Consider the following 22,938-nt stretch of genomic DNA (forward strand, 5'->3'; position numbering starts at 1 on the left):
GCTACCACAGGACGCAACCACCCCGGCGAAGGCCGGGGCCCAATTGGGGGGCGGTTGCAACGGCGGACTGTGCGCTGTCACTGCAGCCTTTCCAATGGGGCCCCGGCCTTCGCCGGGGTGGTGGCAGGCTGAAGATCAGGCACCACCTTAGTTCTCCCGCGAGGGCGGGAGCCCAGACTGGGTCCCCGCCTTCGCGGGGAAACACGTGGAGAGCGTTCGTGCTGAACTGATACGCCGAGCGACCTTATTTCACCGGCTCATCCAGCACGATCGGCACGCGGTTGGATTTATCCGGTTTTTTGCGGAATTTGCTTCCGATGTCCCGCACCAACGCCATCGCGTCGTGCCCTTCGTCGTTCTCGCAACAGCTGTGCGGATCGATCAGCGCGCCGACGCCGCGGATCAGGACGACCGGGACCGTCAGCAGGTTCACGCCGGTGCAGCCGCCGGGCGGGCAGGCCGGACCGGCATTGTCGAGTGCCGCGCGTGGGTCGCCGGTGGGTTGGCGCGGTCGATCCTGCGGCGGGCGTTCGCCGGGCAGGGGCAACCGTTGCTCCGACGACCCGTTGCTGCCGCAGACGATGATCTCGGTCGGGCTCGAACCGGGGCAGGCCGGTGGATTGAGGATAGACCAGCTCGGTGGCGGCGGCGCGACGATCGGCCTGGTGGGAATGCCCGACGTGGCGGCTTGCAGCAGTAGGGACAGGGCAAGGATCGACACCGCCGCTTTTCCCGCTAGTTCACAGTGCCGACGGGACCATCGAGGTCGATCGGCACGCGGCCGGTCTTGTCGGGCTTTTTGGCGAGCGCGCTTTTGATCAAGCCGACCGCGGCCTTGGCGATCGGCGCGATCGGTGGGCCGAAGCCGACCTGGCACCCGCCCTGCCGCACGGCGCACGGCGCGTCCGACAGATCGAGCGCACGAACCGCGCTGAGGTGCGGGTTGGAGGCGACCGGGTGATCGGATGGCCCGCGGTCGTCGCGCATCGGCAGGCGGGGGCTGTTTTTGGCGGTCGCCCCGCAGACGATGATCTCGTTACCGTCCTTCGATGCGGCGGCACAGGGATCGACTAGAATCGAGAAGCGCTCGAGTGCCGCCGCCGGTTTCGTGGCCGCCTGGCCGGACGTGACGGCCGCAACCTGAAGCAGCGCGCCCGTGACCATGGTTGTTACAGCACTCATGGGGCTGGCTTGCGGATCGAGGTTCCGCCTTCACCGCCGACCCTCACGCTGACCCCCGCCAAACCGCCCCCGACCTGGAACGGACTCAGATCGGCGAGTGGCGAGGTGCGGTGCAGCAGGCGGGTGCGTTCCGCGCTGACGCTTTCATGCGCGGGATCGCCGGGATCGTGCTCGACGAACGGCACCCGGTAGCGATCGGCCTTGCGGAGGCCGCAGACGGTGATGTCGGTTTCGTTGGCGCTGGGCAGGCACGGCTGTTCCGCAGACATGCGCGACTTGGCGGCGGCCATCAGCGGGTCTTCGATCAGTATCGACAGCAGCACAGCCAACATGAACGCCTCCGGAGATACTGGAAGATGGCGGCATTAGTCTTGCGGGGCAAGCATCATTCGGTGAGCGTCACTCGTCGGCGACTGCCCCGATCTTTGCGACGCCGAGCCGCGGGATGTCGATTGCCGGGCAGCGATCCATCACGACCTGCAAGCCGGCCGCTTCGGCGCGCGCGGCCGCCGCGTCGTTGACGACGCCGAGTTGCATCCACACCGCCTTGGCACCAGCCGCGATCGCCTGGTCGACGGCTTCGCCCGCTGCGGCGGAATTGCGGAAGATGTCGACGATATCGATCGGATCGCCGAGTTGCGCCAGATCGCGGAACACGAATTCGCCGTGGACATGCTCGCCGGTGATCTGTGGATTGACCGGGATCACGCGGTAGCCGTGCGCCTGGAGCTTCGCCATCACGCCGTAGGAGGGGCGGTCGGGACGGTCGGACGCGCCGATCATCGCGATCGTCCGCGCGTTTTCGAGCAGCGCCTTGATGTCGGCATCGGCGGTCAACGGCATCGATGCCTCCTATTGGGGGAAACTGGTCCGCTCGTACCGCAACTCTACGCGTCGGGTACGACCGGTAATTGAACAACGCCGACCCGGTCCGCCGGTTTCACAGCGTTCCCAGCCATGCGACGACCTGAGCCGCAATCGGCATGAATACCGTTTCGCCGGGCTCGTAGGCGGGCGGCGTGCCCGCATCGGACGCGGTACGGATGGAGATCGTCAGCGGCACGCGGCCGAGAAACGGGATGCCGAGCTCGCGCGCCGCCGCTTCCGCACCGCCATTGCCGAACGGGTCCGACGCCTCGCCGCAATGCGGGCAGATATAGCCGGCCATGTTCTCGACGAGGCCGATGATCGGAATGCCCGCCTTCTCGAACAGGTCGATCGCGCGGCGTGCATCGATCAGCGCGAGATCCTGCGGGGTCGAGACGATCACCGCGCCCGCCGGCCGGTATTTCTGGACCATCGTCAGCTGGACGTCGCCGGTGCCGGGCGGCAGATCGAGCACCAGCGTGTCGGTTGCGCCCCAGTCCGCCTCGACCAACTGGCCGAGCGCGCCCGCCGCCATCGGCCCGCGCCACGCGATCGCCTTGCCCGGCTCGACGAGCTGGCCCATCGACAGAAGCGGTACGCCGTAGGGAGTCGGGACGGGGTCGAGCACTTTGTCCTTGGCGGTCGGGCGGGTGCCCTCGACGTTCATCAGGCGCGGCTGCGACGGGCCATAGATATCGGCGTCGACCAGCCCCACGCGGCGGCCCGCACGCGACATTGCGATGGCGAGATTGGCGGCGAGCGTCGATTTGCCGACGCCGCCCTTGCCGCTGGCGACCGCGATCAGGCGGCGGGTCGAGCGCTCGGCGGTGACCGCGATGCGAACTTCGGAGACTCCGGGCTGAGTCGCCGCCATCTTCACGGTCGCCTCCAGCGCGTCGCGCGCCTGCGGGTCGAGCCCGGTCGCGTCGAGGATGATGCCAACGCGCGTGCCCTCGAGGCGCACGGTCGCGCGTTTGCCGGAGACTGCGGCGACTGCCGACTTTACCGCTTCGATGTCGATCATGCGCGGCAGATAGGGCCGGTCGGGGCGCTTGGCACTGTTTTTCCTCAGGCGCCTACCTATAAAGGTGACATGACGATCTTTTCGCGCTGGTTCGGGCGCCCCACTATCCTCGCAACCGAAACACCGAAGGGCCCCTGGGGCGGCTCGGGCGATGACGGCAAAAGCGGCCCACGCAATCCCTGGGCGCAGCCGCCCGGTGGGCGAAAACCCTCCGCCAAACCAACCGCGCTCGACGAGTTTCTGCGCAAGGCGCGTGGCTCGGGAGGGGGAGGTGACGGCTCGGGTGGATTCGGCGGTCTGCCATCGGGCGCCAACGCGCGCGCGCTCTGGGCGATCGGCGTCGCGATCATCGCAGTCGTCTGGATTCTGTTTACCTCGATCCACCAGATCGGCCCGCAGCAGCGCGGCGTGGTCACCTATTTCGGTAAATATGCGGGCACGCTCGATCCGGGCCTGCGCCTGACGATGCCCGCGCCGATCGCCGATGTGACGGTGGTCGACGTCCAGAAGATCCGCACCGACAATTTCCCGACCGGCGACGGCGAGAACCTGACGCTGACCGGCGATCAGAACATCATCGACCTCGCCTATTCGGTGCGCTGGGATATCTCCGATCCGCGCGATTTCGTGTTCCAGCTTGCCGACCCGAGCGATACGGTTCGCGCCGCCGCCGAGAGCGCGATGCGTGCGGTGGTCGCGACGACCACGCTCGACCAGGCGATCGGCACCGGCCGCACCGTGATCGAACAGCGTGTCGCCGAACTGACCCAGCAGATCCTCAACGACTACAAGTCCGGCGTTCGCATCCAGGGCGTCGCGATCAAGCAGGCTGCGGCGCCTGCGCGGATCGTGGAGGATTTCAACGCGGTCACCGCTGCGCAGCAGGAGGCGATCGCCAATCTCAACCAGTCGCGGTCGTATGCGCAGCAGGTCGTGGCGCGCGCGCAGGGCGAGGCGGCATCGTTCGACAAGGTGTACGAGCAATACAAGCTCGCGCCCGAAGTGACCCGCCGCCGCATGTATTACGAGACGATGGAGGCGGTGCTCGCCAAGAGCGACAAGACGATCGTCGAGACGCCGGGCGGTGTCGTGCCCTATCTGCCGCTGTCGAACGCCAAGCGTTTGCCAAATCCGGAAGCGACCACGCCAGCGCCGGCGGCTGCCGCTGCGGCACCCCAAGCCCAGTCGGGAGCCGCCCAGTGAACGCCGTGAGTTTCCGCAACCCGATCGTCGCCGGGATCGTCGCGCTGCTGCTCGTGATCGTTGCTGCGGCGACCTTCGCGATCGTGCCAGAGACCAAGCAGGCGGTGATCCTGCGCTTCGGCCAGCCGATCCGCACCGTCAACGCATGGCAGCCGAACACCCCGTTCGGCCAGACCGGCGCAGGCCTGATCGCGCGGATTCCGTTCGTCGACCGGATCGTCTGGATCGACAAGCGTGTGCAGGACCTGGAGCTCGACAACACGCTCGTGCTGTCGACCGACCAGCTGCGGCTCGAGGTCGATGCCTATGCGCGCTACCGGATCGTCGATCCGCGGAAAATGCGGAACGCGGTCGGCAGCGAGGACCGGATCCCCGATCAGCTTCGCCCGATCCTAGGGTCTGCGCTGCGCAACGAACTCGGCAAGCGGCGCTTCGTCGAATTGCTGAGCCCCGAGCGGACCGAGCTGATGGACAACATCCAGACCGGTCTCCAGCGCGTCGCCAGCCAGTACGGCGTCGAGATCGTCGATGTCCGTATCAAGCAGGCCAACCTGCCCGTCGGCCTGCCGCTCGAAAGCGCGCTCAAGCGGATGTCGAGCGCGCGTCAGCAGGAAGCGATCACGATCCGTGCAGAAGGTCAGAAGCAGGCGCAGATCGTGCGTGCGCAGGCCGATGCCGATGCAGCCAAAATCTATGCCGAGAGTTTTGGCAAGGATGCGGACTTCTACGACTTCTACCGGGCGATGCAGTCGTATCGCCATACGTTCGGTGCCGATGGTGGCCCGGCGCCCGAAGGATCGACCTCGATCATTCTGTCGCCGAACAACAGCTATCTGCGGGAATTCGAGGGACGCGGGCGTTGAGCCTGCGTACCTTCGCCTGATCCCGCGCTTAACCACCGTTCATATTCAAGCGTCGTTCAGCCGCATGCGGCGATGAAACACCTGTTTCGAACGATGAAACGAGAGGACAACATCTAGTGCGTTACGCCTACGCCATTACCAGCGCCCTTCTCCTCGGTGGCGCGACCGCGACTCTCGCGCTCCAGCCCAGCGGCGCACAGGTCGCGCAGAACGAACCCGGTGCGATCCAGGCCGTATCTCCGAAGCCCGGCGCGCCGATGAGCTTCGCCGACATGGTCGCCCGGCTCCAGCCCGCGGTCGTCAACATCTCGACCAAGCAGACGATCGTGCAGAAGCAGCAGGCCAACCCGTTCGCGGGCACGCCGTTCGGCGACCTGTTCGGTGGCATGGGCGGTGGCGGTGCGCCGGGCGCTCCCCCAGTGAAGCGTGAGGGGGCCTCGCTTGGCTCGGGCTTCCTGATTTCGCCGGATGGTTATGTCGTCACCAACAACCACGTGATCTCGCCGGGCGCACAGGGCGCGACGGTCGATTCGATCACCGTGACGCTCAGCGACAAGAAGGAATATGTCGCCAAGGTCATCGGCAAGGACCAGGAATCCGATCTCGCACTGCTGAAGATCGACGCGAAGAACCTGCCATTCGTGAAGTTCGGCGATTCGAACGGCGCGCGCGTCGGCGACTGGGTGGTCGCGATCGGCGAGCCGTTCGGCCTCGGCGGCACCGTGACCGCGGGCATCGTCTCGGCGATCAACCGCGTCACCGGTCAGGGCGGCGCGTATGACCGCTTCATCCAGACCGACGCCTCGATCAACCAGGGCAATTCGGGCGGCCCGATGTTCGACCTCAACGGCAACGTGATCGGCGTGAACTCGCAGATCTTCAGCCAGTCGGGCGGCAATATCGGTATCGGCTTCGCGATCCCCGCGGCCGTCGCCAAGCCGATCATCGCCACCTTCATGAAGGGCGGCACGATCGAGCGCGGCTATATCGGCGTCCAGCTGCAGCCGGGCGGCACGATCAACGAGGATACCGCCGCGGCCCTCGGCATCCCCAAGAATCAGGGCGAGCTGATCAACGATGTGACCGCGGGCGGCCCGGCGGCCAAGGCTGGCGTCCGCGCGGGCGATGTCGTGACCAAGGTGAACGGCCAGCCGGTGACGGTCGACCAGTCGCTGTCGTACCTCGTCTCGAACGTGAAGCCCGGCCAGACCGCGCGTCTCGACATCCTGCGCAACGGCAAGCCGACGACGGCCAACGTGGTCGTCGTGCCGCGTCCGAGCCCGGACAAGCTGGCGGCGACGCTCGGCGGCGATGCGCAGGGGTTCGGCACCGACGACGGCGATGACGGCGACGATTCCGCCACCCCCGCCGCACCGGTGGCAGGCGCGGCGCTCGGCATCGGCGTCCAGCCGCTGACGCCGGCGATCGCACAGGCGGTCGGCGTCGAGCCGAGCACGCAGGGCGTCGTCATCGCCGTGGTCGCGCCGACCAGCGATGCGTACGGCAAGCTCAAGCGCGGCGACGTCATCATCTCGGTCAACGGCACGCCCGTTCGCGCCGCGGCCGACGTCCAGAACGCGGTCAACGTCGCCAAGTCGGCCGGACGCCCGCAGGTCCTTCTGCAGGTGAAGCGCGGCCGTGGCCCGGCGCAGTTCCTGCCGGTCAAGATCAAGTAAGACACGACCGACCCTGCTGACTTCAAAGGACCGTCGCTCCCCCGAGCGGCGGTCCTTTTTCTTTGTGGCGCGCGGGGTTAGGGTCGGCGGCAGGTAAAAAGGACGAGACCCATGAGCGACGGCATCTTCATCGGCGCGAGCGTGGACGGCAAGCCGCAGACGCTCGAATTGAAGCGCGCCAACCGGCACGGCCTGATCGCGGGCGCGACCGGTACCGGCAAGACGGTGACGTTGCAGGGAATCATCGAGGGCTTCTCCGCGAACGGCGTGCCGTGCTTCGTCGCCGACGTGAAGGGCGACCTGTCGGGCCTCGCGATGGCCGGCTCGCCGACTGCGAAGACGCATGCGAGCTTCGCCGAGCGTGCGAAAGCGATCGGCGATGCAAGCTGGGCCTATGCCGACAATCCCGTCCAGTTCTGGGACCTGTTCGGCGAGCAGGGCCATCCGATCCGCACCACGATCAGCGAGATGGGCCCGCTGCTGCTGTCGCGGCTGATGGACCTCAACGAGGTGCAGGAGGGCGTGCTGACGATCGCCTTCCACGTCGCCGACAAGGAAGGGCTGCTGCTGATCGACCTCGACGATCTCCAGGCGATGCTGACCGAATGCGCCGGCCGTGCGGACGAGCTGACGGTGACCTATGGCAACGTCTCGAAGCAGTCGATCGGCGCGATCCAGCGCTCGCTGCTCCAGTTGCGCACGCAAGGCGCGGAGAATTTCTTCGGCGAGCCCGCGCTCGAAATGAACGACTTCATCGGCGTCGACGATAAGGGGAGGGGGATCGTCAACATCCTCGCCGCCGACAGACTGATGGCATCGCCGAAGCTGTACGCGACGTTCCTGCTGTGGCTGATGAGCGAGCTGTTCGAGCATCTCCCGGAGGTCGGCGATCCCGACAAGCCGGTGCTGTGCTTCTTCTTCGACGAGGCGCATCTGCTGTTCGACGAGGCCCCGAAGGCGCTGCTGGAGAAGATCGAACAGGTCGTCCGCCTGATCCGTTCGAAGGGGGTGGGCGTGTATTTCATCACGCAGAACCCGATCGACATCCCCGACACGGTGGCGGGGCAGCTCGGCAACCGCGTCCAGCATGCCTTGCGCGCGTTCACCCCGCGCGATCAGGCCGCGGTGAAGTCGGCGGCGGAGACGTTCCGCGCGAACCCCGGCGTCGACGTCGCGACGATCATCACCGAGTTGAAGGTGGGCGAGGCGCTGGTGTCGCTGCTTCAGGCGGACGGCGCGCCGACCCCGGTCGAGCGCACGCTGATCAAGCCCCCCGCCTCGCGCGTAGGGCCGATTACCCCGGCCGAGCGGAAAGTGATGATCGAGACCGATGCGATCGGTGCGAAATACGACACGCTGGTCGATCGCGAGTCGGCGGAGGAATTGCTCGCCGCGAAGACGCAGGAGGCGAGCGCCGCCGCTGCCGAGGCGAAGGCGACGACCGAGGCGGAGAAGGCTGCGGCGGCGCAGGCGAAGCTCGATGCGAAGACCGCGAAAGAGGCGGAGCGCGCTCGGGTTGCGGATCAGCGCGAGGCGGATCGCCAGCAGCGAGAAGCTGACCGCGAGGCAGCGAACTCGCCCTGGACCAAGATGGCGACCTCCGCGACCCGCGCGGCGAGTTCGTCGATCGGCCGGCAGGTTGCCAACGAGATCGGCAAGCAGGTCTTCGGCACCAAGTCGCGCCGCTCGTCGTCCAGCGGTGGCTTGGTAGGCACGGTTCTGCGCGGGGTTTTAGGTGGGCTGTTCCGGGGGTAGACTGCCTCCATAGCCGGGGGCGAGCTGCCCCCGCCCGAACAAAAACACCACCCCGGCGAAGGCCGGGGCCCAATTGGGGAACGGAGGTAACGTCGGACGGCGCTCCGTTACATCGACCTTCCCAATTGGGCCCCGGCCTCCGCCGGGGTGGTGATCAAGCCATTCAAGGAGTCAGACGATGTCCCTCGATTTCGAATCCGCCACGGACTGGGCCCCTACCGACTGGACCGCCGTCGGCGAGGACAGCCTCGACGACGCGATCACGCTCCGCCGCGCGATCCACGCCGATCCCGAAGTCGGCCTCCACTGCCCGCGTACCTCGGGCAAGGTGAAAGCCGCGCTCGCCGGCCTCCCGCTCGAAATCCGCGAAGGCACTTCGACCACCGGCTTCGTCGCGATCCTCCGCGGTGGCCGTGCAGGCAATGCCGGCGGCAACGGCCGCACGGTGCTGCTCCGCGGCGACATGGACGCGCTGCCGATGCAGGAGGAAACCGGCCTGCCGTTCGCGTCGAAGATCGACGGCGCGATGCACGCCTGCGGTCATGATTCGCACACCGCGATGCTCGTCGGCGCGGCCAAGGCGCTGTGTGCCCGCCGCGAAGACCTCCCCGGCACGGTCGTCTTCATGTTCCAGCCCGGCGAGGAGGGGCACCACGGTGCCCGCCACATGATCGCCGACGGCCTGCTCGATTCGCCGCTGCCCGAGGCGGGCTTCGCGCTGCACATCTCGCCCAACATGCCGATGGGTCATGTCGTCAGCCGGGCGGGCACGCTGATGGCCTCGACCGACACGCTGCGCGCGACGATCACTGGCCGCGGTGGCCATGCGGCGATGCCGCACGACTGCCTCGACCCGCTACCGATCGCCTGCGAGATCGTCACCGCCTTGCAGACCTACGTCGCGCGCCAGGTGCCGGTCACCGACCCGGCGGTCCTGTCGATCACCAAGCTCAACGCCGGCAGCGCGCACAACGTGATCCCGTCGACCGTCGAGATGCTGGGCACGATGCGGACGCTGTCGGAGCGGACGCGCGAACAGGTCCGCGCAGCGTTCATCCGCATGGTCGAGGGCATCGCCGCTGCTCACGGCGCGGTCGGTACGCCGACGATCGAGGAAGGCTATCCGGTCACCGTCAACGACGCGCGCGCGACCGATCTGATGAAGGCGTGCGCGACCGAGATCGGCGGGGAGGGCGCGTATCAGGTGATGCCGCCGATGATGGGCGCGGAGGACTTCTCGTACGTCCTCCAGAAGCTGCCCGGCGCGATGGCGTTCATCGGCGCGGCGCCAGAGGGGAGCGATCCGCGTACCAACCCGCCGCTCCACAACACGAAGATGACGATCGACGAGCGCGTCATGGCGCACGGCATCGCGATGCACTGCGCGGTGGCGGAGCGGTTCCTGGCGAACGGGTTCGATTGATATCGTTTGGAAGATCGCGCCTACTATCCCGTCATCCTGACGAAAGTCAGGACCCAGAGCCAGATACGGTATCGCCCGTGATCCTGGGTCCTGACTTTCGTCAGGATGACGTCAGGGGGGACCCTTCAAGGCCGCATAACCGCCGGACGTCAGTTCGAAGATCGCGTGGTCCGCGCATATTTCGCCACCGCCGCCGCGGCCGCCTGGATCAGCCGCTGCCGCTCCGGCATCGGCCTGATCGTATCCCCGATCATTACCGCGATCGCATAACGACGTCCGTCCGGAGCGGTCAGCAGGCCGACGTCGTTGAACCCGGCGTTGCGGCGGCCGAGATCCTGCCCCGTGCCGGTCTTGTGCGCGATCTCCCAGCCGCCGGGGAGCGCCGCGCGCAGGCGGGCGCGGCCGGTGACCGAGCGGCCCATGGTGTCCAGGAGGATCTTGGTCGAGGTTTCCGACAACAGGTCGCCCTTCGCCAGCCGTGCGATCGCATCGGCGATCGCGATCGGCGCGGCGCCGTCGGGCGGATTGCGAACATACGCATTCAGCGCCGCCTCGCGCACGGCCGGGGACAACCGGTTGCGCGCGGTCATGAAGCCGCCGTTGACCGCATAGGACGGCTGCCAGACCAGCCCCGCCGTGCCACTCTGCAACAGGCGCTCGCCCGGCCCGAACCGGATCGCGCCCAGCTGCTTGCGGCGGATCATCGACCGCACCGCCGCCGGCCCGCCGACGCGCGTCAGCAGCCGGTCGTTGGCCGTATTGTCGCTGTGGGTCAGCGCCCGCGTGAGCAATTCGCCGACCGTGGTGCGATAGCCGTCGCCCTTGACCAGCATCGCGATCGGCTGGTGGAACAGGGTCAGGTCCTGCGGTCGCACGACGATCGGTTCGTCGAGGCGAATCTTGCCCTGATCGCGCAGGTCCATGACGGTCATCGCGACCCAGAGCTTGCTGACCGATTGCTGCGGCAACAACTGGCGCCCGCCAGCCTCGACCGTCCAGCCATCGTCCACCGCGCGGATGGCGATTCCCGCCTTGCCGAGAAAACCGCTGTGCAGTTCGGAGATCGCGTTGACCAGGCTGGCGGGCGCCGGGCGTAACGCGCGGGGCAGGGGTGGCGGGACCGGGATCGAGACGATGTCCTGGGCCTGATGCGCTGGGGTGAGCGCGGTGGCGCCGGGCCGCGAGGCCGATCCGCATCCCGCCACCGCCATCCCGCATAGGGCGGTTGCCAGAAGACGCTTTAACGCACTCGCCGATGTCATGATGCTTTGAACGCCCTGCACTGAAGCATCGACCCTTATCCGTTGATCCACCGGGTGAAACAGGACGCACGTGCGACTGCGACGAAGCGCGCCGGTGCCGCGCCGAATCGCGCGACGATCAGGGAACGAGTACCGTATCGACCGCCTCCGGCAGCGTGTCGGGATAATCGAGCGTGAAATGCAGTCCGCGACTTTCATGTCGGTGCAGCGCGGACCGGACGATCAACTCGGCGGTCTGGAGCAGGTTGCGCAGCTCGATCAGGTCGGGCGTGACGCGGAAATGCTGGTAATATTCGGCGACCTCGTCGTTCAGCAGCTCGATCCGGTGCTGCGCGCGTTCGAGCCGCTTGGTGGTGCGGACGATGCCGACATAATTCCACATGAACCGCCGGATCTCGGTCCAGGTCTGCTTGATCACGACCTCTTCGTCGGAATCGGTGACCCGGCTTTCGTCCCAGGGCCGGATTGGTGGCGGCGGCGGCAGGCTGTCCCACGCCGCGGCGATGCTCTTGGCGGCCGCTTCGCCGAACACGAAGCACTCCAGCAACGAATTGGATGCGAGCCGGTTGGCGCCGTGCAATCCGGATTCGGTGCATTCGCCCGCCGCATACAGCCCCGGCAGATCGGTCTTGCCATGCTCGTCGATGACGATCCCGCCGCACGTGTAATGCTGCGCCGGCACGACCGGGATCGGCTGCGTCGTCATGTCGATGCCGACCGTCAGCAGCTTCTCGTGGATGTTCGGGAAGTGATGGCGGATGAAGTCGGCGGGCATGTGGCTGATGTCGAGATGGACGAAGTCGAGGCCGTAGCGCTTGATCTCCGCATCGATCGCCCGTGCGACGATGTCACGGGGCGCGAGCTCCATCCGCGCCGGGTCGTAATAGGTCATGAAGCGCTTGCCGGTGGTCGGATTGATCAGCCGACCGCCTTCGCCGCGCACCGCCTCGGTAATCAGGAAATTCTTGACCTCCAGATTGTAGAGGCAGGTCGGGTGGAACTGCATCATCTCCATGTTCGAAACGCGTGCGCCGGCGCGCCATGCCATCGCGATGCCGTCGCCGGTCGCGCCGCGCGGCGCGGTCGAGAACAGATAGGTACGGCCCGCGCCGCCGGTCGCCAGGATGGTCGCTCGAGCAGTATAGAGCGCGACGCGTTCGCTGTGGCGGTCGACCGCGTAGACGCCCCAGACGTTGCCCGCGCCCGAATAGCGTTCCTCGTGGCGCGAGGTCGCAAGGTCGATCGCGATCTGATCGGGGACGAGGCGAATGTTCGGATGGGCCTCGGCGGCCTTTTGCAGCGCCTCCTGCACCGCCCAGCCGGTCGCATCGGCGACATGGACGATGCGGCGATGCGAGTGGCCGCCCTCGCGCGTCAGGTGCAGCACGTTGCCCTCGGTTTCGAACGGTACACCGAGCCGCGTCAGCCGTTCGATCGCGGCGGGGGCGCCCTCGACCACCATCTCGACGATCGCGCGGTCGTTCAGGCCGGCGCCGGCGACCATCGTGTCCTCGACATGGTTCTCGAACGTGTCGCCCGGTTCGAGCACCGCGGCGATGCCGCCCTGCGCCCACGCGGTCGACCCCTCGTTCAGCGCGCCTTTGGCAAGCACCGTGACGGTGAATCGCTCGGCCAGGTTGAGCGCCGCGGTCAGCCCGGCCGCGCCCGAGCCAATGATCAGCACATCGCTATTCATACGGGTAGACCCTCGGAAAATGGTGATCGAGCCGGGCCGGCGAAGTGACGGTCGGGTTGCGGCGGCATGCCGCCGATCCTCCCTCCACGGCGTGACGATAGGCGCGCGCTACGGCACGGCGCGGAGAGACGATCCTGCATTTGCCGGATGTGGCACAAAAGACCGGGTGCGGGACAGTACATAGGAGGGGCCGCGCGATAAAACTGTGACGGCTCAACCGATTGAAACGTCCGTATGCTGCATCTGCCGCGATTTTTGGCGGTGCGGAGAAGAGTACCGCTTTGACCCGGTGCCGATTGCGCGTCAGTAACGGTCTACGATCAGCACAGGCCGGGGCGCGATCAGTCGCGAAACCGGCCGGAATGGGCGAAGCATGTGACGAAGAACGATGGATCGGGTTCGGTTGTGCCGGGGAAGTCGACGGCGATCGACCGCGGCGCGCGGCTTGGTATCAGTCTGTCCGGGACCAATCTGGAACGCGCGGGCGATTACAACCAGCGGACCGTGCTGCAGGCGATCCGCGTCAGCGGCGAAGCGAGCCGGACCGATCTCGCCACGATCACCGGACTGACCGCGCCGACGATCGCCAACATCACGCGGCGGCTGCTCGACGCCGGGTTGATCAGCGAGGCGGGGCGTCGGCAGGGCGCGCGGGGCCAGCCGGCCGCGCAATTGGTGATCAATCCCGCGGGCGGCTTTTCCGTCGGAATCAACATCGACCGCGATCACATCACGATCGTCTCGCTCGATCTCGCTGGTACGGTCCTGACCCGGGCGACGCGCGAAGTGGCGTTCGCGTTGCCCGACGAGGTTTCCGAATGGTTGCGCGAGGAGATCGCCAACATCCGGTCGTCCGATCTGATCGACGAGCGGCGGCTGCTGGGCGTCGGGGTCGCGATGCCCGACGACCTCGGCCGTGTCACATTGCCGCATCGCCCGTCGTCGTATGCGGGGTGGAACGACGTCGACGTCACCGCGCTGGTCGGGGCGATCGTCCCGTGGCCGGTCTATGTCGACAATGATGCCGCGGCGGCGGCGATCGGCGAGGCGCAGTTCGGATCGGGCATGGTCCTGCCGAGCTTCTTCTATGTGCTGGTCAGCGCAGGCCTTGGCGGCGGACTGGTGATCGATGGGAATTATTTCCGGGGGGCGGGCGCGCGCAGCGGCGAGATCGGGTTTATGCCCGACATGACGGCGCGCGCGCAGGGACGGACGGTGCAGGAAACCGTATCGCTGTCGGCGCTCTACGACAGGCTCGAGGCGGGCGGCTGCGACGTGGCGGGAGTCGGCGCGCTGACCGGCGACGATCCGGCGGTGGCGGCGATCGTCGGCGCGTGGGTGGAGGATGCGGCGCAATCGCTGATCGCGCCGCTGATCGCGGTCAGTTGTCTGGTCGACCCCGGCGCGGTGCTGATCGGCGGCCGCTTGCCCGGCCCGCTGGTCGATGCGCTGGTCGACCGGTTGAACGGGATGCTGGCGGACGCGGCGGTGCCGTCCGCCGCGCGGGTCATGCGTGCGGCGATGTCGGATGACGCGCCCGCGATCGGTGCGGCGATCCTGCCGTTCCTGCATCATATCCTGCCGTCCGACGCCATTCTGATGCAGGTCGGGCGCTCCGGCTGAGCGGATTAATGCAATTTACCTTTTTAATCTGACGATGCTTGGTTAGATTGGTCCCACACGTGCCGCTGCAACTGGCCGACGGTGGGATGATTGGCGGCGGCGGCTCTGATCGCGGCGAAGCCCGCTGTGCCTCGTATCCCGAGTGCCACAGCCCCATCCCATCCGGTCTTGATGTCGCTGACGGCGTGCGATGGGGAGAGGCGATCGATGGTTCAGATTGGTATTGATTTCGGCGGGACCAAGATCGAGGCGGCGGCGCTCGACGACGGCGGTAGCTTCCTGAGCCGGCTACGCGTCCCGAACCCGGGCGACTACGACCGCGCGGTGCGCGACGTCCGCGACCTGGTGCTCGCGGTCGAGGCGGAGGCGGGTGCGCACGGGACGATCGGGATCGGCACCCCGGGCTCGATCTCGCCGCGGACCGGGCTGATGCGCAACGCCAACTCGCTGTATCTCAACGGCCGCACGTTCCGCGAAGACCTGGAAACCGCGATGGGGCGGCCGGTGCGGATGGCGAACGACGCCAATTGCCTCGCGCTGTCCGAAGCAGTCGACGGCGCCGCGGCGGGTGCACGCGCGGCGTTCGCGGTCATCGTCGGCACCGGCTGCGGTGGCGGGCTGGTGATCGACGGGCGGATCGTCGAGGGCGCGAACGGGATCGCCGGCGAATGGGGGCATGTCCCGTTGCCGTGGCCGACCGGCGTCGAGGCGGCGGGGGAGGTACCGGGGCCGGCCTGCTGGTGCGGCCAGCACGGCTGCCTGGAAAGCTGGGTGTCGGGCACGGGGTTCCGCCGCGATCACGAGAGCGTGACCGGTCAAGCGCTCGACGGGGCGGCGATCATTGCTGCGGCGCGCGCCGGTGATGCGGACGCGACCGCGACCCTCGATCGCTACATCGACCGGCTGGGTCGTGCGCTCGCGCTGATCGCGAACCTGGTCGATCCGGATTGCTTCGTGCTGGGGGGCGGCATGTCCAACGTCGCCGAACTCTACGAGCGGCTTCCCGGAGTGGTGCGCCGCTATACCTTCTCGGATGGTTGGGACGCGAAGATCGTTCAGGCGGTCTGGGGCGACAGCAGCGGCGTCCGCGGTGCCGCCCGACTCTGGCCCGCGGAAGTGCCAGCCTAACGAGCGTACCGGATCAGGGCGCGGCGCGGAGTCCGCAGACGGTGGCGCGCAGGTCGGTGCCGGGCTGCGGGCCGCCGTTGACGAAGCCGAGATAGGTCTTGCTCGACAGATCGTAGCGTTGCCACGTCGGCAGTCCGGGCGCGTTCGGGTTGCCGGTGCGCGCGAAGGCCAGCCAATAGGCCTGCATCGGTGGCGCGCCGGGTTCGAGTTCGTCGCTGCCCGCCATCACGTAGCGGATCTCGCTGCCGTGCGTCACCGGCTTGGCGTCGGGGGCGCTGTAGTCGAACTGATACTGCCAGACCGGCTGGCCCGCGCGAGCGCGCGCCGCGGCGACGGTCGTCGTCGGGCAGCGGAAATTGATGTCGTTGGACAGGATCAGGTCGAGATCGCCCATCCGCGGATCGGCGACGGGGATGGCGTCGAGGCCATAGGCTTTCCGCGCGAGGGCGGCGTTGCTGCCGAAGGCGTCCGCGATCGCCTCGCTCGCGTGCGAAACGCCGCCATGGAGCGTCAGTTCGCGCGCGTTGCTGCCGACGATCAGCGGGGCGGGGTTGCCGCCTTTCGCCAAGGTCCGGGCAGGCGTTTCCTTGAGAACACGGCCGTCGACGATAGCCTGGAGCCAGATGAAGCTCTTGTCGGCGAGCCCCGGCACATCGACGGCCTCGGTCGCGGCGATCAGCTTGGCGACGGGGAGTGCGCGCAGGGCGGCGGCGGTCTGCGCGATGCCGGCTTTGGCGGCGATCATCGTGCCGATGCGTTCGTTCTCGGCGAGGCTGCGCGGGGCTGTGCCGAAGCCGGGCGTGCCACTTTCCTCGATCGCCTTGGCGAACAGTCCGCGCGAGCCGGGGCTGAGCAAATGCAGGCCGACGTCCATCGCGCCGGCGCTTTCCCCGAACAGAGTCACGTTGGCGGGATCGCCACCGAATGCGGCGATGTTGGCGCGGACCCAGCGCAGCGCCGCCTGCTGGTCCATCAGCCCGTAATTGCCCGAGGCGCCGCCGGCCTCGCGGGTCAGCGCAGGATGCGACAGGAAGCCCAGCGCGCCGAGCCGGTACTGGATGCTGACGAGCACGACGCCCTTGCGGACCATCCCCGACTGGATCGTGCCCGCGCCCCCGCCGGCGTAGTTCGAGCCGCCGTGGATCCAGACCATTACCGGCAATGGCCTCGCGGGCTTGGGATCGGGCGTGGCGACCTCGAGGTACAGGCAGTCCTCGCTCGCGAAGGTCGCCGCCTTGGTGTTCCAGCCGCGATCGACCTGCGGGCAGGACGGCGCCGATACGGTAGCGTCGCGGGTGGTCTGCCAGGCGCGGACCGGCTGCGGTGGCTTCCAGCGGAGCGGGCCCGTCGGCGGGGCGGCGTAGGGAATGCCGCGGTAGAGGTGGCGACCGTCCGCAGTCACCTCGCCGCGCACCGCGCCGTGGTCGGTGGAGACGATGGCTGTCGACAGGGCCAGCGCGGCGAGCAGCATCAGCGGGCGATCACCGCGTGGGTCGGGGCAGGGCGCGCCAGCGCCGCCTTGAACGCGCGCTCGGCGACCGGCGCCATCACCGCATACCCGGCCACCGTCGGGTGGACGTGATCCGACGACAGACCCTCGCGCATGCCCAGCGTGCCGGGCGCGACCAGTGCGGACCAGTAATCGGCATAGGTCGAGCCGGTCGCGGCGGCATAGGCCTTGAGCCACGTATTCATCGCGACGATCTTGCTGCCGGTATCGAGGCCCGGGCGCCACGGATACTGGTCGGCGGGCGGGATCGAGGCAAGGATGACGCGGATGCCGTTGGCCTGCGCGAGTTCGGTCATCGCGCGGATATTGGCCTTGCTCTCGTCGGGCGTCATCGGCCCGGTGTTGAAGGCGATATCGTTGGTGCCGGCCATGATCTGCACCACGGCGGGTTTGAGCGCGATCACGTCGGCGGGAAAGCGCACCAGCATCTGCGGGGTGGTCTGGCCGCCGATCCCGCGACCGATCCGGCCGGCGGAAAAGAACGCCGGCACCTTGTCGTACCAGCCCTGCGTGATCGAATCGCCGATCAGGACGATCCGGGGTTGCCCGGCGACGGGGACCGGAAGCACGGCGTTCGCCTCGCGGTACCGGCCGAGATACGCCCAGTCGGTGTGCAACCGTTCCTCGGCTTCCTTGGCCCATTGCGCCTTCTGCGCGGGTGTCGAATCCTGGGCGAGGACGGGAAATGCCACGGCAATGGCGAGCGCGGCGAGCAGCAGGCGGGTCGGTTTCATCACGGGTCTTCCTTATCGGATCGGGACGAGGCGGATCGTGCCACCGCCCGATCCTGCAAGAGTCAGGGAAATCGTGTCGCGCGCGGTGACGGTCCGGGTCGTGGTGACGACCTCGGTCGGTGACGCGCCGTCCTGCCAGATCGTCGCGGTGAAGCGTCCGTTGCCGAGAAAGTCGAGCGGTACGTCGAGCGTGCGGGGTGTCTCGTCGGTCATCGCGCCGACATACCAGTCCTTGCCCGATCGACGTGCAGTCACGATCCGCTCGCCGATCGCGCCCGACACGACGTGCGTCTCGTCCCAGCTGGCCGGGACCGCGCGCAGGAAATCGAACCCGGCGGCGCCCGCATAATTGTCGGGGCTGTCGGAGATCCCCATGAACGGGCTGTCGAACACGACGTACATCGCCAGCGCCTGGCCACGCGTCGTCTGGACCATCGGCGTCTTCGGCTCGATCCGGAACGTCGCCGGGGTCGCGTTGCGGAAGCCTCCGGGCGTGTAGTCGTATGGCCCGGCGAGCCCGCGCGTGAACGGCAGCGTGACGTTGTGGCGCGCGGTGATCCGCCGCGTCCATTTATTGTATTCGGCGCCGAGCACGCCTTCCTGCGTCAGGAAGTGTGGCCAGGTCCGCGTCGCGCCGGTCGGATGATAGGCGCCGTGCAGGTCGAGCATCAGATGGTGGTCGGCGCTGGCCTTGAAGATCCGCTGGTAGAAGTCGACGATCTGCTGATCGCTGCGATCCATGAAATCGACCTTGAAGCCCTTGATCCCCATCGCCGCATAGCGATCGAACGCGGCGTCCATCTTCGCATCGAGCACGCGCCAGTTGGCCCAGAGCCATAGCCCGACTTTCCGGTCCGCGGCGTACCGGACCAAGCCGGGAAGGTCGATCGTCGGGACCACGGACAGGATATCGGCGCCCTGATAGACCACCGGCCCGCCGCCGCTGTGGACGTACCAGCCCTCGTCGATCAGCATGTAGGGGAGGCGGTTGGCGGCGGCGAAATCGATATAGGCCATGATTGTCGCGTCGTTCATCCCCGCGCCGCCGGGTATCGCCTTCAGCGTCGGCCCGTTCCACCAGTCCCAGGCGGTCTTGCCAGGCTTCACCCACGAGAAGTCGCCCTTGGGCGCGGGGTTGAGGCCGGTCAGGATCGTCGACTCGATCAGCTTGCCGGGGGTGTCGCCGAGCATCACGACGCGCCACGGCGTGGTCAGGCCGGTGGTGCGGACGTCGGCCTTCACCGCGATACCCGGATCGTCGAGCCGCGGCGTCAGGCGCGTCGCGAAGCCGAGGGCACCGGTTTCACGCCCGGTCAGGTATGCGCCCGCATAGTCGTGCAGATCGGCATCGGTGATCGCGAAGCTCGTATCGCCCGTGCCGGTGAGGCAGGTGACCGGCATCTCGAACAGATTGTGCGGGCGGACCTGCGATGCCTGTACCGGGTCGTATTCGCCTTCGTGGCTGGTGTCGAAGCGCCCGAGGTTGAGGCCCCAGCAGCGATAATCGGCTGGGAACGCGAATTCTGTGAGTTCGCCCGCCAGCCTGAGGTCGGTGAAGGCGGGTTGGACTGGCAGGCGGTAGTGGAAGGCGACGCCGTCGTCATAGGCGCGAAACACGATCTCGAGCCGTCGCCGTGCGCCGCCCGTCTCGGTCAGGCCGAGCGTGAGTTCATTGTAGTGATCGCGCGCGGCGGACGTCTTTCCCGCGATCAGGCGATAGCGCGTGTCGCCGCTGGTCTGCACCGCGCCCGTGATCGCGGTATCGGGACCGAGCTTCTTGTACGCCTCGAACGCGAGGCCGAGCGGGGACGTGTCGATCACCGGGCGGCCGTGGAATGCAATCGCGTAGGTTGGCCCCCTGGTCGCCGGATCCTGGCCGATCGTGACGTCGATCGCGCCGTCGGGGGAGTGGAGATGACGATCCTGCGCCGCCGCGACCGTGGGTGCTGCAAGCAGGGCAAGGGCGGCGAGGATCTTCATGGCTCAGCGGACCTTGACGGCGGTCGGCGTCACGTTCCAGCCGCGCAGCGCGACCGTCGTCCTGCCCTTGGTCACGGAGGCGGGATAGCGGATTTCGATCCGACGCTTGGCGCCGGGCAGCAGCGAGACGTAATTGTCCGTGAAATACGCCGGCAGGACCTGCGTCCCGTCGGCGTTCATCACCGTCAGCTTGGTCGCCAGAGCGGCGACGTTGCCCGGATTGGACAGGTCGAGCGTGGTCGCGATCTCGTCGCCGTCGCGACGGCTGGTCGCGGTCGAGGTCAGTCGGACCTTCGCCATCTGTGTCATGCCGCGATAGGCGGCATCGTCGGCACCCTGCCAATAGACATTCTGCGACACGATCTTGCCCGCGGCATCGGTCACGTCGAGCGACACCAGCACCATGCCCTGCGCCAGCAACGGCGCGAGATCGAGCGTGAAGGCATCCGCGACCAGCCCGGCGCCCGCGCTGACCGTCACGCGCTGTTCGGCGAGCACGCGGTTGTCGAGCGACGTCACCTTGGCATGAACGACAGCGCCGGTCAGCGCGGGACCGTTGTTGACCAGTACCACCTTGTGATCGGGCAGATTCATCTGGACGTGGACCGGCTCCGACGCCTTCTTGGTGCCGTAGAACGCGGCGTGCGTGTCATAATCGGACGAGAAGATTTGCCACGCCGAGGACGGCCAGGCGGGCTGCGTCATCCACAGCATCCTTGCGGAGTTGGTGGTCCAGAGCCCCGCGTTGAACCCCTCGAAGATCGCGCGATAGGAGTCGTACTCCATCATCTGCGCCTTGCGCTCGAAGTCGGGCAGGCTGGTGCCCGCGCCATAGCGAGTCGCGAGCGCATCCATGTACGTCTTGACCGCGCCGTTCCCGGTCTGGTGCCAGTCGTGATACGCCCACGCATCGCCGATCGGCCAGAGGTCGGCCTTGGGCAGCGCGCGCGTCCAAGCCTCCAGCGTCGGGAAGCTGGGCGTGCCGAGTTCGACCGAGAAGCCCTTGGCGTGCTCGGTGAAATAGGTCGATTCGGGGCGCCAGTTATACGGCCCGCTGTTCTGCAGGTTCACGCGGTTCGACGAGCCCATGTAGAGGCGCGTGCCGTCGTCGCGGTTGATGATCCCCTGCAACGCCTCGTTGAGGATCGGTTGCGGCACGCCCTCGTTGCGGCCGAACCAGACGACGATCGAGGGATGGTTGCGGAACCGCTTCACCACGTCCTCGGCATTGGCGGCGAACAGCGGCACGTCCTGCGCCTCGATGTTGTAGTCCTGCGTCGATTCCCAGAAATCGTTGAGGATCATCAGCCCGTGTTCGTCGGCGAGATCGTAGAAGGTCTCCTCGGTATTCTGGCCGACCCAGTTGCGGATGATGTTGAGGTTGGCGTCCTGATGCAGCCGGAAAAACGGGAGCAGGCGCTCCCGCTCGGTCCGCTTCATGAAGTCGTCCATGCCGATATTGCCGCCGCGCGCGGCGATCCGCACGCCGTTGACCTTGATCAGGAGGTAGGGCGCGAGGCTGGCGTCACCGGCGATCGAGGTCACTGCGGGTGAGCTTTCGGCACCGGGGACGAGCGACGCGGCCCAGCCATTCTCGGTCTGGCGGATGCCCTGGTGCGTGCCGTCGACGATCTGCGTCCCGAGCGCGCGCGCCTTGGACAGGTCGATGCCGACGCGACGCAGCGTATCGGTCTTGTCCATCAGCGAGATTTCGTACGTCACCTGCCGCATGCCGAAGCGCAGCGTCTTGGTGTCGGAGACGGCGTTGTTGGCGGCAGTCGTCAGCGTCAGGTCGTGCAGCGCGGGCGCGCCGTAGCCGTTCGGCCACCATAGCTTCGGGTTGCGGACCGCCAGCACCGGGAACTCGGCGGGGGTCATCTTGACGTCGGCGCTGGCGCGCGGTGCGAGTGGGACCGACTTGCTGACTGTGACGTCGTCGAACTTCGCGGTGACGGTGGCGGTGGTCGGCTGGTCGGTGAGGTTGCGGACCGGTACGGTGATCTCGACGTTCGCGACGCTGTTGTCGGCGTTCGGCAAGGTCGTCACCACGTGGGCATCGCCGAGCGCCGTATCGCCGGTCGCGACCAGGTCGACGCCTTGCCATAGTCCGGTGTTGCGATCGCGGATCGACGGGATCCAGTCCCAGCCTTCGCTCGCGACGAAGGTCGGGCCGTCGAGCATCTGCATCCCGCCATTCTCGCCGACGCCCGCGGTCATCGACTCTTCGTGCGCGACGCCGGGATGCGGTGGCGGCGACACCTTGACCGCGATGACGTTGCGGCCCGCGGCGAGCTTGCCGGTGACGTCGAACCGGCCGCGGATGAACGCGCCCTTCATCGTGCCGAGCCGCGCGCCGTTCAGCCAGATCTCGGCGGCGTAGTTGACGCCCTTGAAATTCAGTTCGAGATGCTTGCCGGTGGTTTCGGCGGGGACATCGATCTCCGTGCGATACCAGTAATCCTGCCGCGCGAGGCTTTCGGGGATCGCCAGGTTGTTCAGACCGAACGCGGGATCGGCATAGACGCCGCGATCGACAAGCGTCGTCAGGACGGTGCCGGGGACGGTGGCGACGTACCAGGATTTCGCGTCATAGCCCGCGCGTGACAGCGCGGCGCCATCGGCCTGCACCTTGGGCGCTTCGGCGAGCCGCCAGCCGGCGACGGTCCACAGGCCAGGCGCGCGCTTGGCGAGTGCCGGACCGCGCGGGATCGGCTTGGCGACGGGCTTGGGCAGCGGCGCGCGGGTCCGCGGGATGGTTGCGGGATCCTGCGGCGTCACCTGTCCGGCCATCTGGCGGACCTGGACCGGCCACTGCGACTTCACGATTTCGCGATCGGCGTAACCCTTGGGCAACGCTGCGCTTGCCGCCGGCGTCTGGGCCGATGCGGTCGACGCCAGCATCAGCGCGAGGACGGAAACGCCGAGCATAGTGGCAGAGCGGTCGATCATCAGTCATCCCCCATATCGGCAGCCGGATCTGTGGCCGGGCTGCGCTATCGGTTCATCAGAGCA

At 67.5% G+C, this 22,938-nt stretch carries 18 protein-coding genes; 7 read left to right on the forward strand and 11 right to left on the reverse strand.

What is annotated here, in order from left to right:
• Positions 1-244: 244 nt before the first annotated feature.
• The 5 genes from ACLBWL_RS05415 to ACLBWL_RS05435 form a co-directional block, all read right to left on the reverse strand.
• On the reverse strand, positions 245-721 hold the full coding sequence (locus tag ACLBWL_RS05415; protein ID WP_447790908.1) for a hypothetical protein: 477 nt from the start codon (positions 719-721) through the stop codon (positions 245-247).
• A 14-nt stretch (positions 722-735) separates the two neighbouring features.
• Entirely contained in the window at positions 736-1,182 is a 447-nt protein-coding gene (locus ACLBWL_RS05420) for a hypothetical protein (RefSeq protein ID WP_447790910.1), read from the reverse strand.
• Positions 1,179-1,514 (reverse strand): hypothetical protein, encoded by a 336-nt coding sequence (locus ACLBWL_RS05425; RefSeq protein ID WP_447790912.1) that lies wholly within the window; start codon positions 1,512-1,514, stop codon positions 1,179-1,181. The genes ACLBWL_RS05420 and ACLBWL_RS05425 overlap by 4 nt, the downstream gene beginning before the upstream one ends.
• Before the next feature lie 67 nt (positions 1,515-1,581).
• Complete coding sequence (locus tag ACLBWL_RS05430; RefSeq protein WP_447790914.1) at positions 1,582-2,025, reverse strand: CoA-binding protein; 444 nt, start codon at positions 2,023-2,025, stop codon at positions 1,582-1,584.
• Positions 2,026-2,122: 97 nt separating this feature from the next.
• Positions 2,123-3,073, reverse strand: coding sequence for an Mrp/NBP35 family ATP-binding protein (locus tag ACLBWL_RS05435; RefSeq protein ID WP_447790916.1), 951 nt, complete (start codon positions 3,071-3,073; stop codon positions 2,123-2,125).
• Positions 3,074-3,142: 69 nt separating this feature from the next.
• On the opposite strand from ACLBWL_RS05435, the gene hflK reads away from it, so the two are divergent.
• The 5 genes from hflK to ACLBWL_RS05460 all read left to right on the forward strand — a co-directional run bounded on the left by hflK (position 3,143) and on the right by ACLBWL_RS05460 (position 9,993).
• Positions 3,143-4,276 carry a protease modulator HflK gene (hflK, locus tag ACLBWL_RS05440; protein ID WP_447790918.1) on the forward strand — a complete coding sequence of 378 codons (1,134 nt, stop codon included), beginning with the start codon at positions 3,143-3,145 and terminating at the stop codon, positions 4,274-4,276.
• Positions 4,273-5,139, forward strand: a complete 867-nt coding sequence (hflC, locus tag ACLBWL_RS05445; RefSeq protein ID WP_447790920.1) for a protease modulator HflC — start codon at positions 4,273-4,275, stop codon at positions 5,137-5,139. Before hflK ends, hflC begins: the two co-directional genes overlap by 4 nt.
• A gap of 116 nt (positions 5,140-5,255) precedes the next feature.
• Positions 5,256-6,815, forward strand: a complete 1,560-nt coding sequence (locus tag ACLBWL_RS05450) for a Do family serine endopeptidase (RefSeq protein WP_447790922.1) — start codon at positions 5,256-5,258, stop codon at positions 6,813-6,815.
• Between the two features lie 111 nt (positions 6,816-6,926).
• Positions 6,927-8,570 carry a helicase HerA-like domain-containing protein gene (locus ACLBWL_RS05455; RefSeq protein ID WP_447790924.1) on the forward strand — a complete coding sequence of 548 codons (1,644 nt, stop codon included), beginning with the start codon at positions 6,927-6,929 and terminating at the stop codon, positions 8,568-8,570.
• A gap of 178 nt (positions 8,571-8,748) precedes the next feature.
• A complete protein-coding gene (locus ACLBWL_RS05460; RefSeq protein ID WP_447790926.1) occupies positions 8,749-9,993 on the forward strand; it encodes a M20 metallopeptidase family protein in 1,245 nt (414 codons plus the stop codon).
• Between the two features lie 149 nt (positions 9,994-10,142).
• Here ACLBWL_RS05460 and ACLBWL_RS05465 read toward each other — a convergent pair whose 3' ends face one another.
• Positions 10,143-11,255: a serine hydrolase gene (locus ACLBWL_RS05465; protein ID WP_447790928.1), complete on the reverse strand. Its 1,113-nt coding sequence runs from the start codon at positions 11,253-11,255 to the stop codon at positions 10,143-10,145.
• A gap of 118 nt (positions 11,256-11,373) precedes the next feature.
• Positions 11,374-12,951, reverse strand: coding sequence for an L-aspartate oxidase (nadB, locus tag ACLBWL_RS05470; protein ID WP_447790930.1), 1,578 nt, complete (start codon positions 12,949-12,951; stop codon positions 11,374-11,376).
• Positions 12,952-13,326: 375 nt separating this feature from the next.
• Between nadB and ACLBWL_RS05475 the strand changes: the two genes are divergently transcribed.
• Both ACLBWL_RS05475 and ACLBWL_RS05480 read left to right on the forward strand, forming a co-directional pair.
• Complete coding sequence (locus tag ACLBWL_RS05475; RefSeq protein ID WP_447790931.1) at positions 13,327-14,574, forward strand: ROK family transcriptional regulator; 1,248 nt, start codon at positions 13,327-13,329, stop codon at positions 14,572-14,574.
• A gap of 207 nt (positions 14,575-14,781) precedes the next feature.
• Complete coding sequence (locus ACLBWL_RS05480; protein WP_447790932.1) at positions 14,782-15,702, forward strand: ROK family protein; 921 nt, start codon at positions 14,782-14,784, stop codon at positions 15,700-15,702.
• 13 nt (positions 15,703-15,715) lie between these two features.
• On the opposite strand, the gene ACLBWL_RS05485 is transcribed toward ACLBWL_RS05480, so the two are convergent.
• The 4 genes from ACLBWL_RS05485 to ACLBWL_RS05500 are packed head-to-tail and all read right to left on the reverse strand — an operon-like array spanning position 15,716 to position 22,875.
• Entirely contained in the window at positions 15,716-17,173 is a 1,458-nt protein-coding gene (locus tag ACLBWL_RS05485) for a carboxylesterase/lipase family protein (protein ID WP_447790934.1), read from the reverse strand.
• The gene (locus ACLBWL_RS05490) at positions 17,173-17,946 is read right to left on the reverse strand and encodes a GDSL-type esterase/lipase family protein (RefSeq protein ID WP_447790936.1); all 774 of its coding nucleotides are present in this window, start codon (positions 17,944-17,946) and stop codon (positions 17,173-17,175) included. The genes ACLBWL_RS05485 and ACLBWL_RS05490 overlap by 1 nt, the downstream gene beginning before the upstream one ends.
• A 12-nt stretch (positions 17,947-17,958) precedes the next feature.
• Positions 17,959-19,926 carry a glycoside hydrolase family 97 protein gene (locus ACLBWL_RS05495; protein WP_447790937.1) on the reverse strand — a complete coding sequence of 656 codons (1,968 nt, stop codon included), beginning with the start codon at positions 19,924-19,926 and terminating at the stop codon, positions 17,959-17,961.
• Positions 19,927-19,929: 3 nt separating this feature from the next.
• Entirely contained in the window at positions 19,930-22,875 is a 2,946-nt protein-coding gene (locus tag ACLBWL_RS05500; RefSeq protein WP_447790939.1) for a glycoside hydrolase family 2 protein, read from the reverse strand.
• Between the last annotated feature and the right edge of the window lie 63 nt (positions 22,876-22,938).

Source organism: Sphingomonas sp. M1A8_2b (assembly GCF_053345535.1).

Bases quoted from the DNA above. Each gene is read 5' to 3' on its own strand.
- ACLBWL_RS05465 (WP_447790928.1), bottom strand. From the start codon at position 11,255: ATGACATCGGCGAGTGCGTTAAAGCGTCTTCTGGCAACCGCCCTATGC.
- ACLBWL_RS05435 (WP_447790916.1), bottom strand. From the start codon at position 3,073: ATGATCGACATCGAAGCGGTAAAGTCGGCAGTCGCCGCAGTCTCCGGC.
- ACLBWL_RS05455 (WP_447790924.1), top strand. From the start codon at position 6,927: ATGAGCGACGGCATCTTCATCGGCGCGAGCGTGGACGGCAAGCCGCAG.
- ACLBWL_RS05430 (WP_447790914.1), bottom strand. From the start codon at position 2,025: ATGCCGTTGACCGCCGATGCCGACATCAAGGCGCTGCTCGAAAACGCG.
- ACLBWL_RS05490 (WP_447790936.1), bottom strand. From the start codon at position 17,946: ATGAAACCGACCCGCCTGCTGCTCGCCGCGCTCGCCATTGCCGTGGCA.
- ACLBWL_RS05420 (WP_447790910.1), bottom strand. From the start codon at position 1,182: ATGAGTGCTGTAACAACCATGGTCACGGGCGCGCTGCTTCAGGTTGCG.
- ACLBWL_RS05485 (WP_447790934.1), bottom strand. From the start codon at position 17,173: ATGCTGCTCGCCGCGCTGGCCCTGTCGACAGCCATCGTCTCCACCGAC.
- ACLBWL_RS05495 (WP_447790937.1), bottom strand. From the start codon at position 19,926: ATGAAGATCCTCGCCGCCCTTGCCCTGCTTGCAGCACCCACGGTCGCG.
- nadB (WP_447790930.1), bottom strand. From the start codon at position 12,951: ATGAATAGCGATGTGCTGATCATTGGCTCGGGCGCGGCCGGGCTGACC.
- ACLBWL_RS05480 (WP_447790932.1), top strand. From the start codon at position 14,782: ATGGTTCAGATTGGTATTGATTTCGGCGGGACCAAGATCGAGGCGGCG.
- ACLBWL_RS05425 (WP_447790912.1), bottom strand. From the start codon at position 1,514: ATGTTGGCTGTGCTGCTGTCGATACTGATCGAAGACCCGCTGATGGCC.
- ACLBWL_RS05460 (WP_447790926.1), top strand. From the start codon at position 8,749: ATGTCCCTCGATTTCGAATCCGCCACGGACTGGGCCCCTACCGACTGG.
- ACLBWL_RS05500 (WP_447790939.1), bottom strand. From the start codon at position 22,875: ATGATCGACCGCTCTGCCACTATGCTCGGCGTTTCCGTCCTCGCGCTG.
- hflK (WP_447790918.1), top strand. From the start codon at position 3,143: ATGACGATCTTTTCGCGCTGGTTCGGGCGCCCCACTATCCTCGCAACC.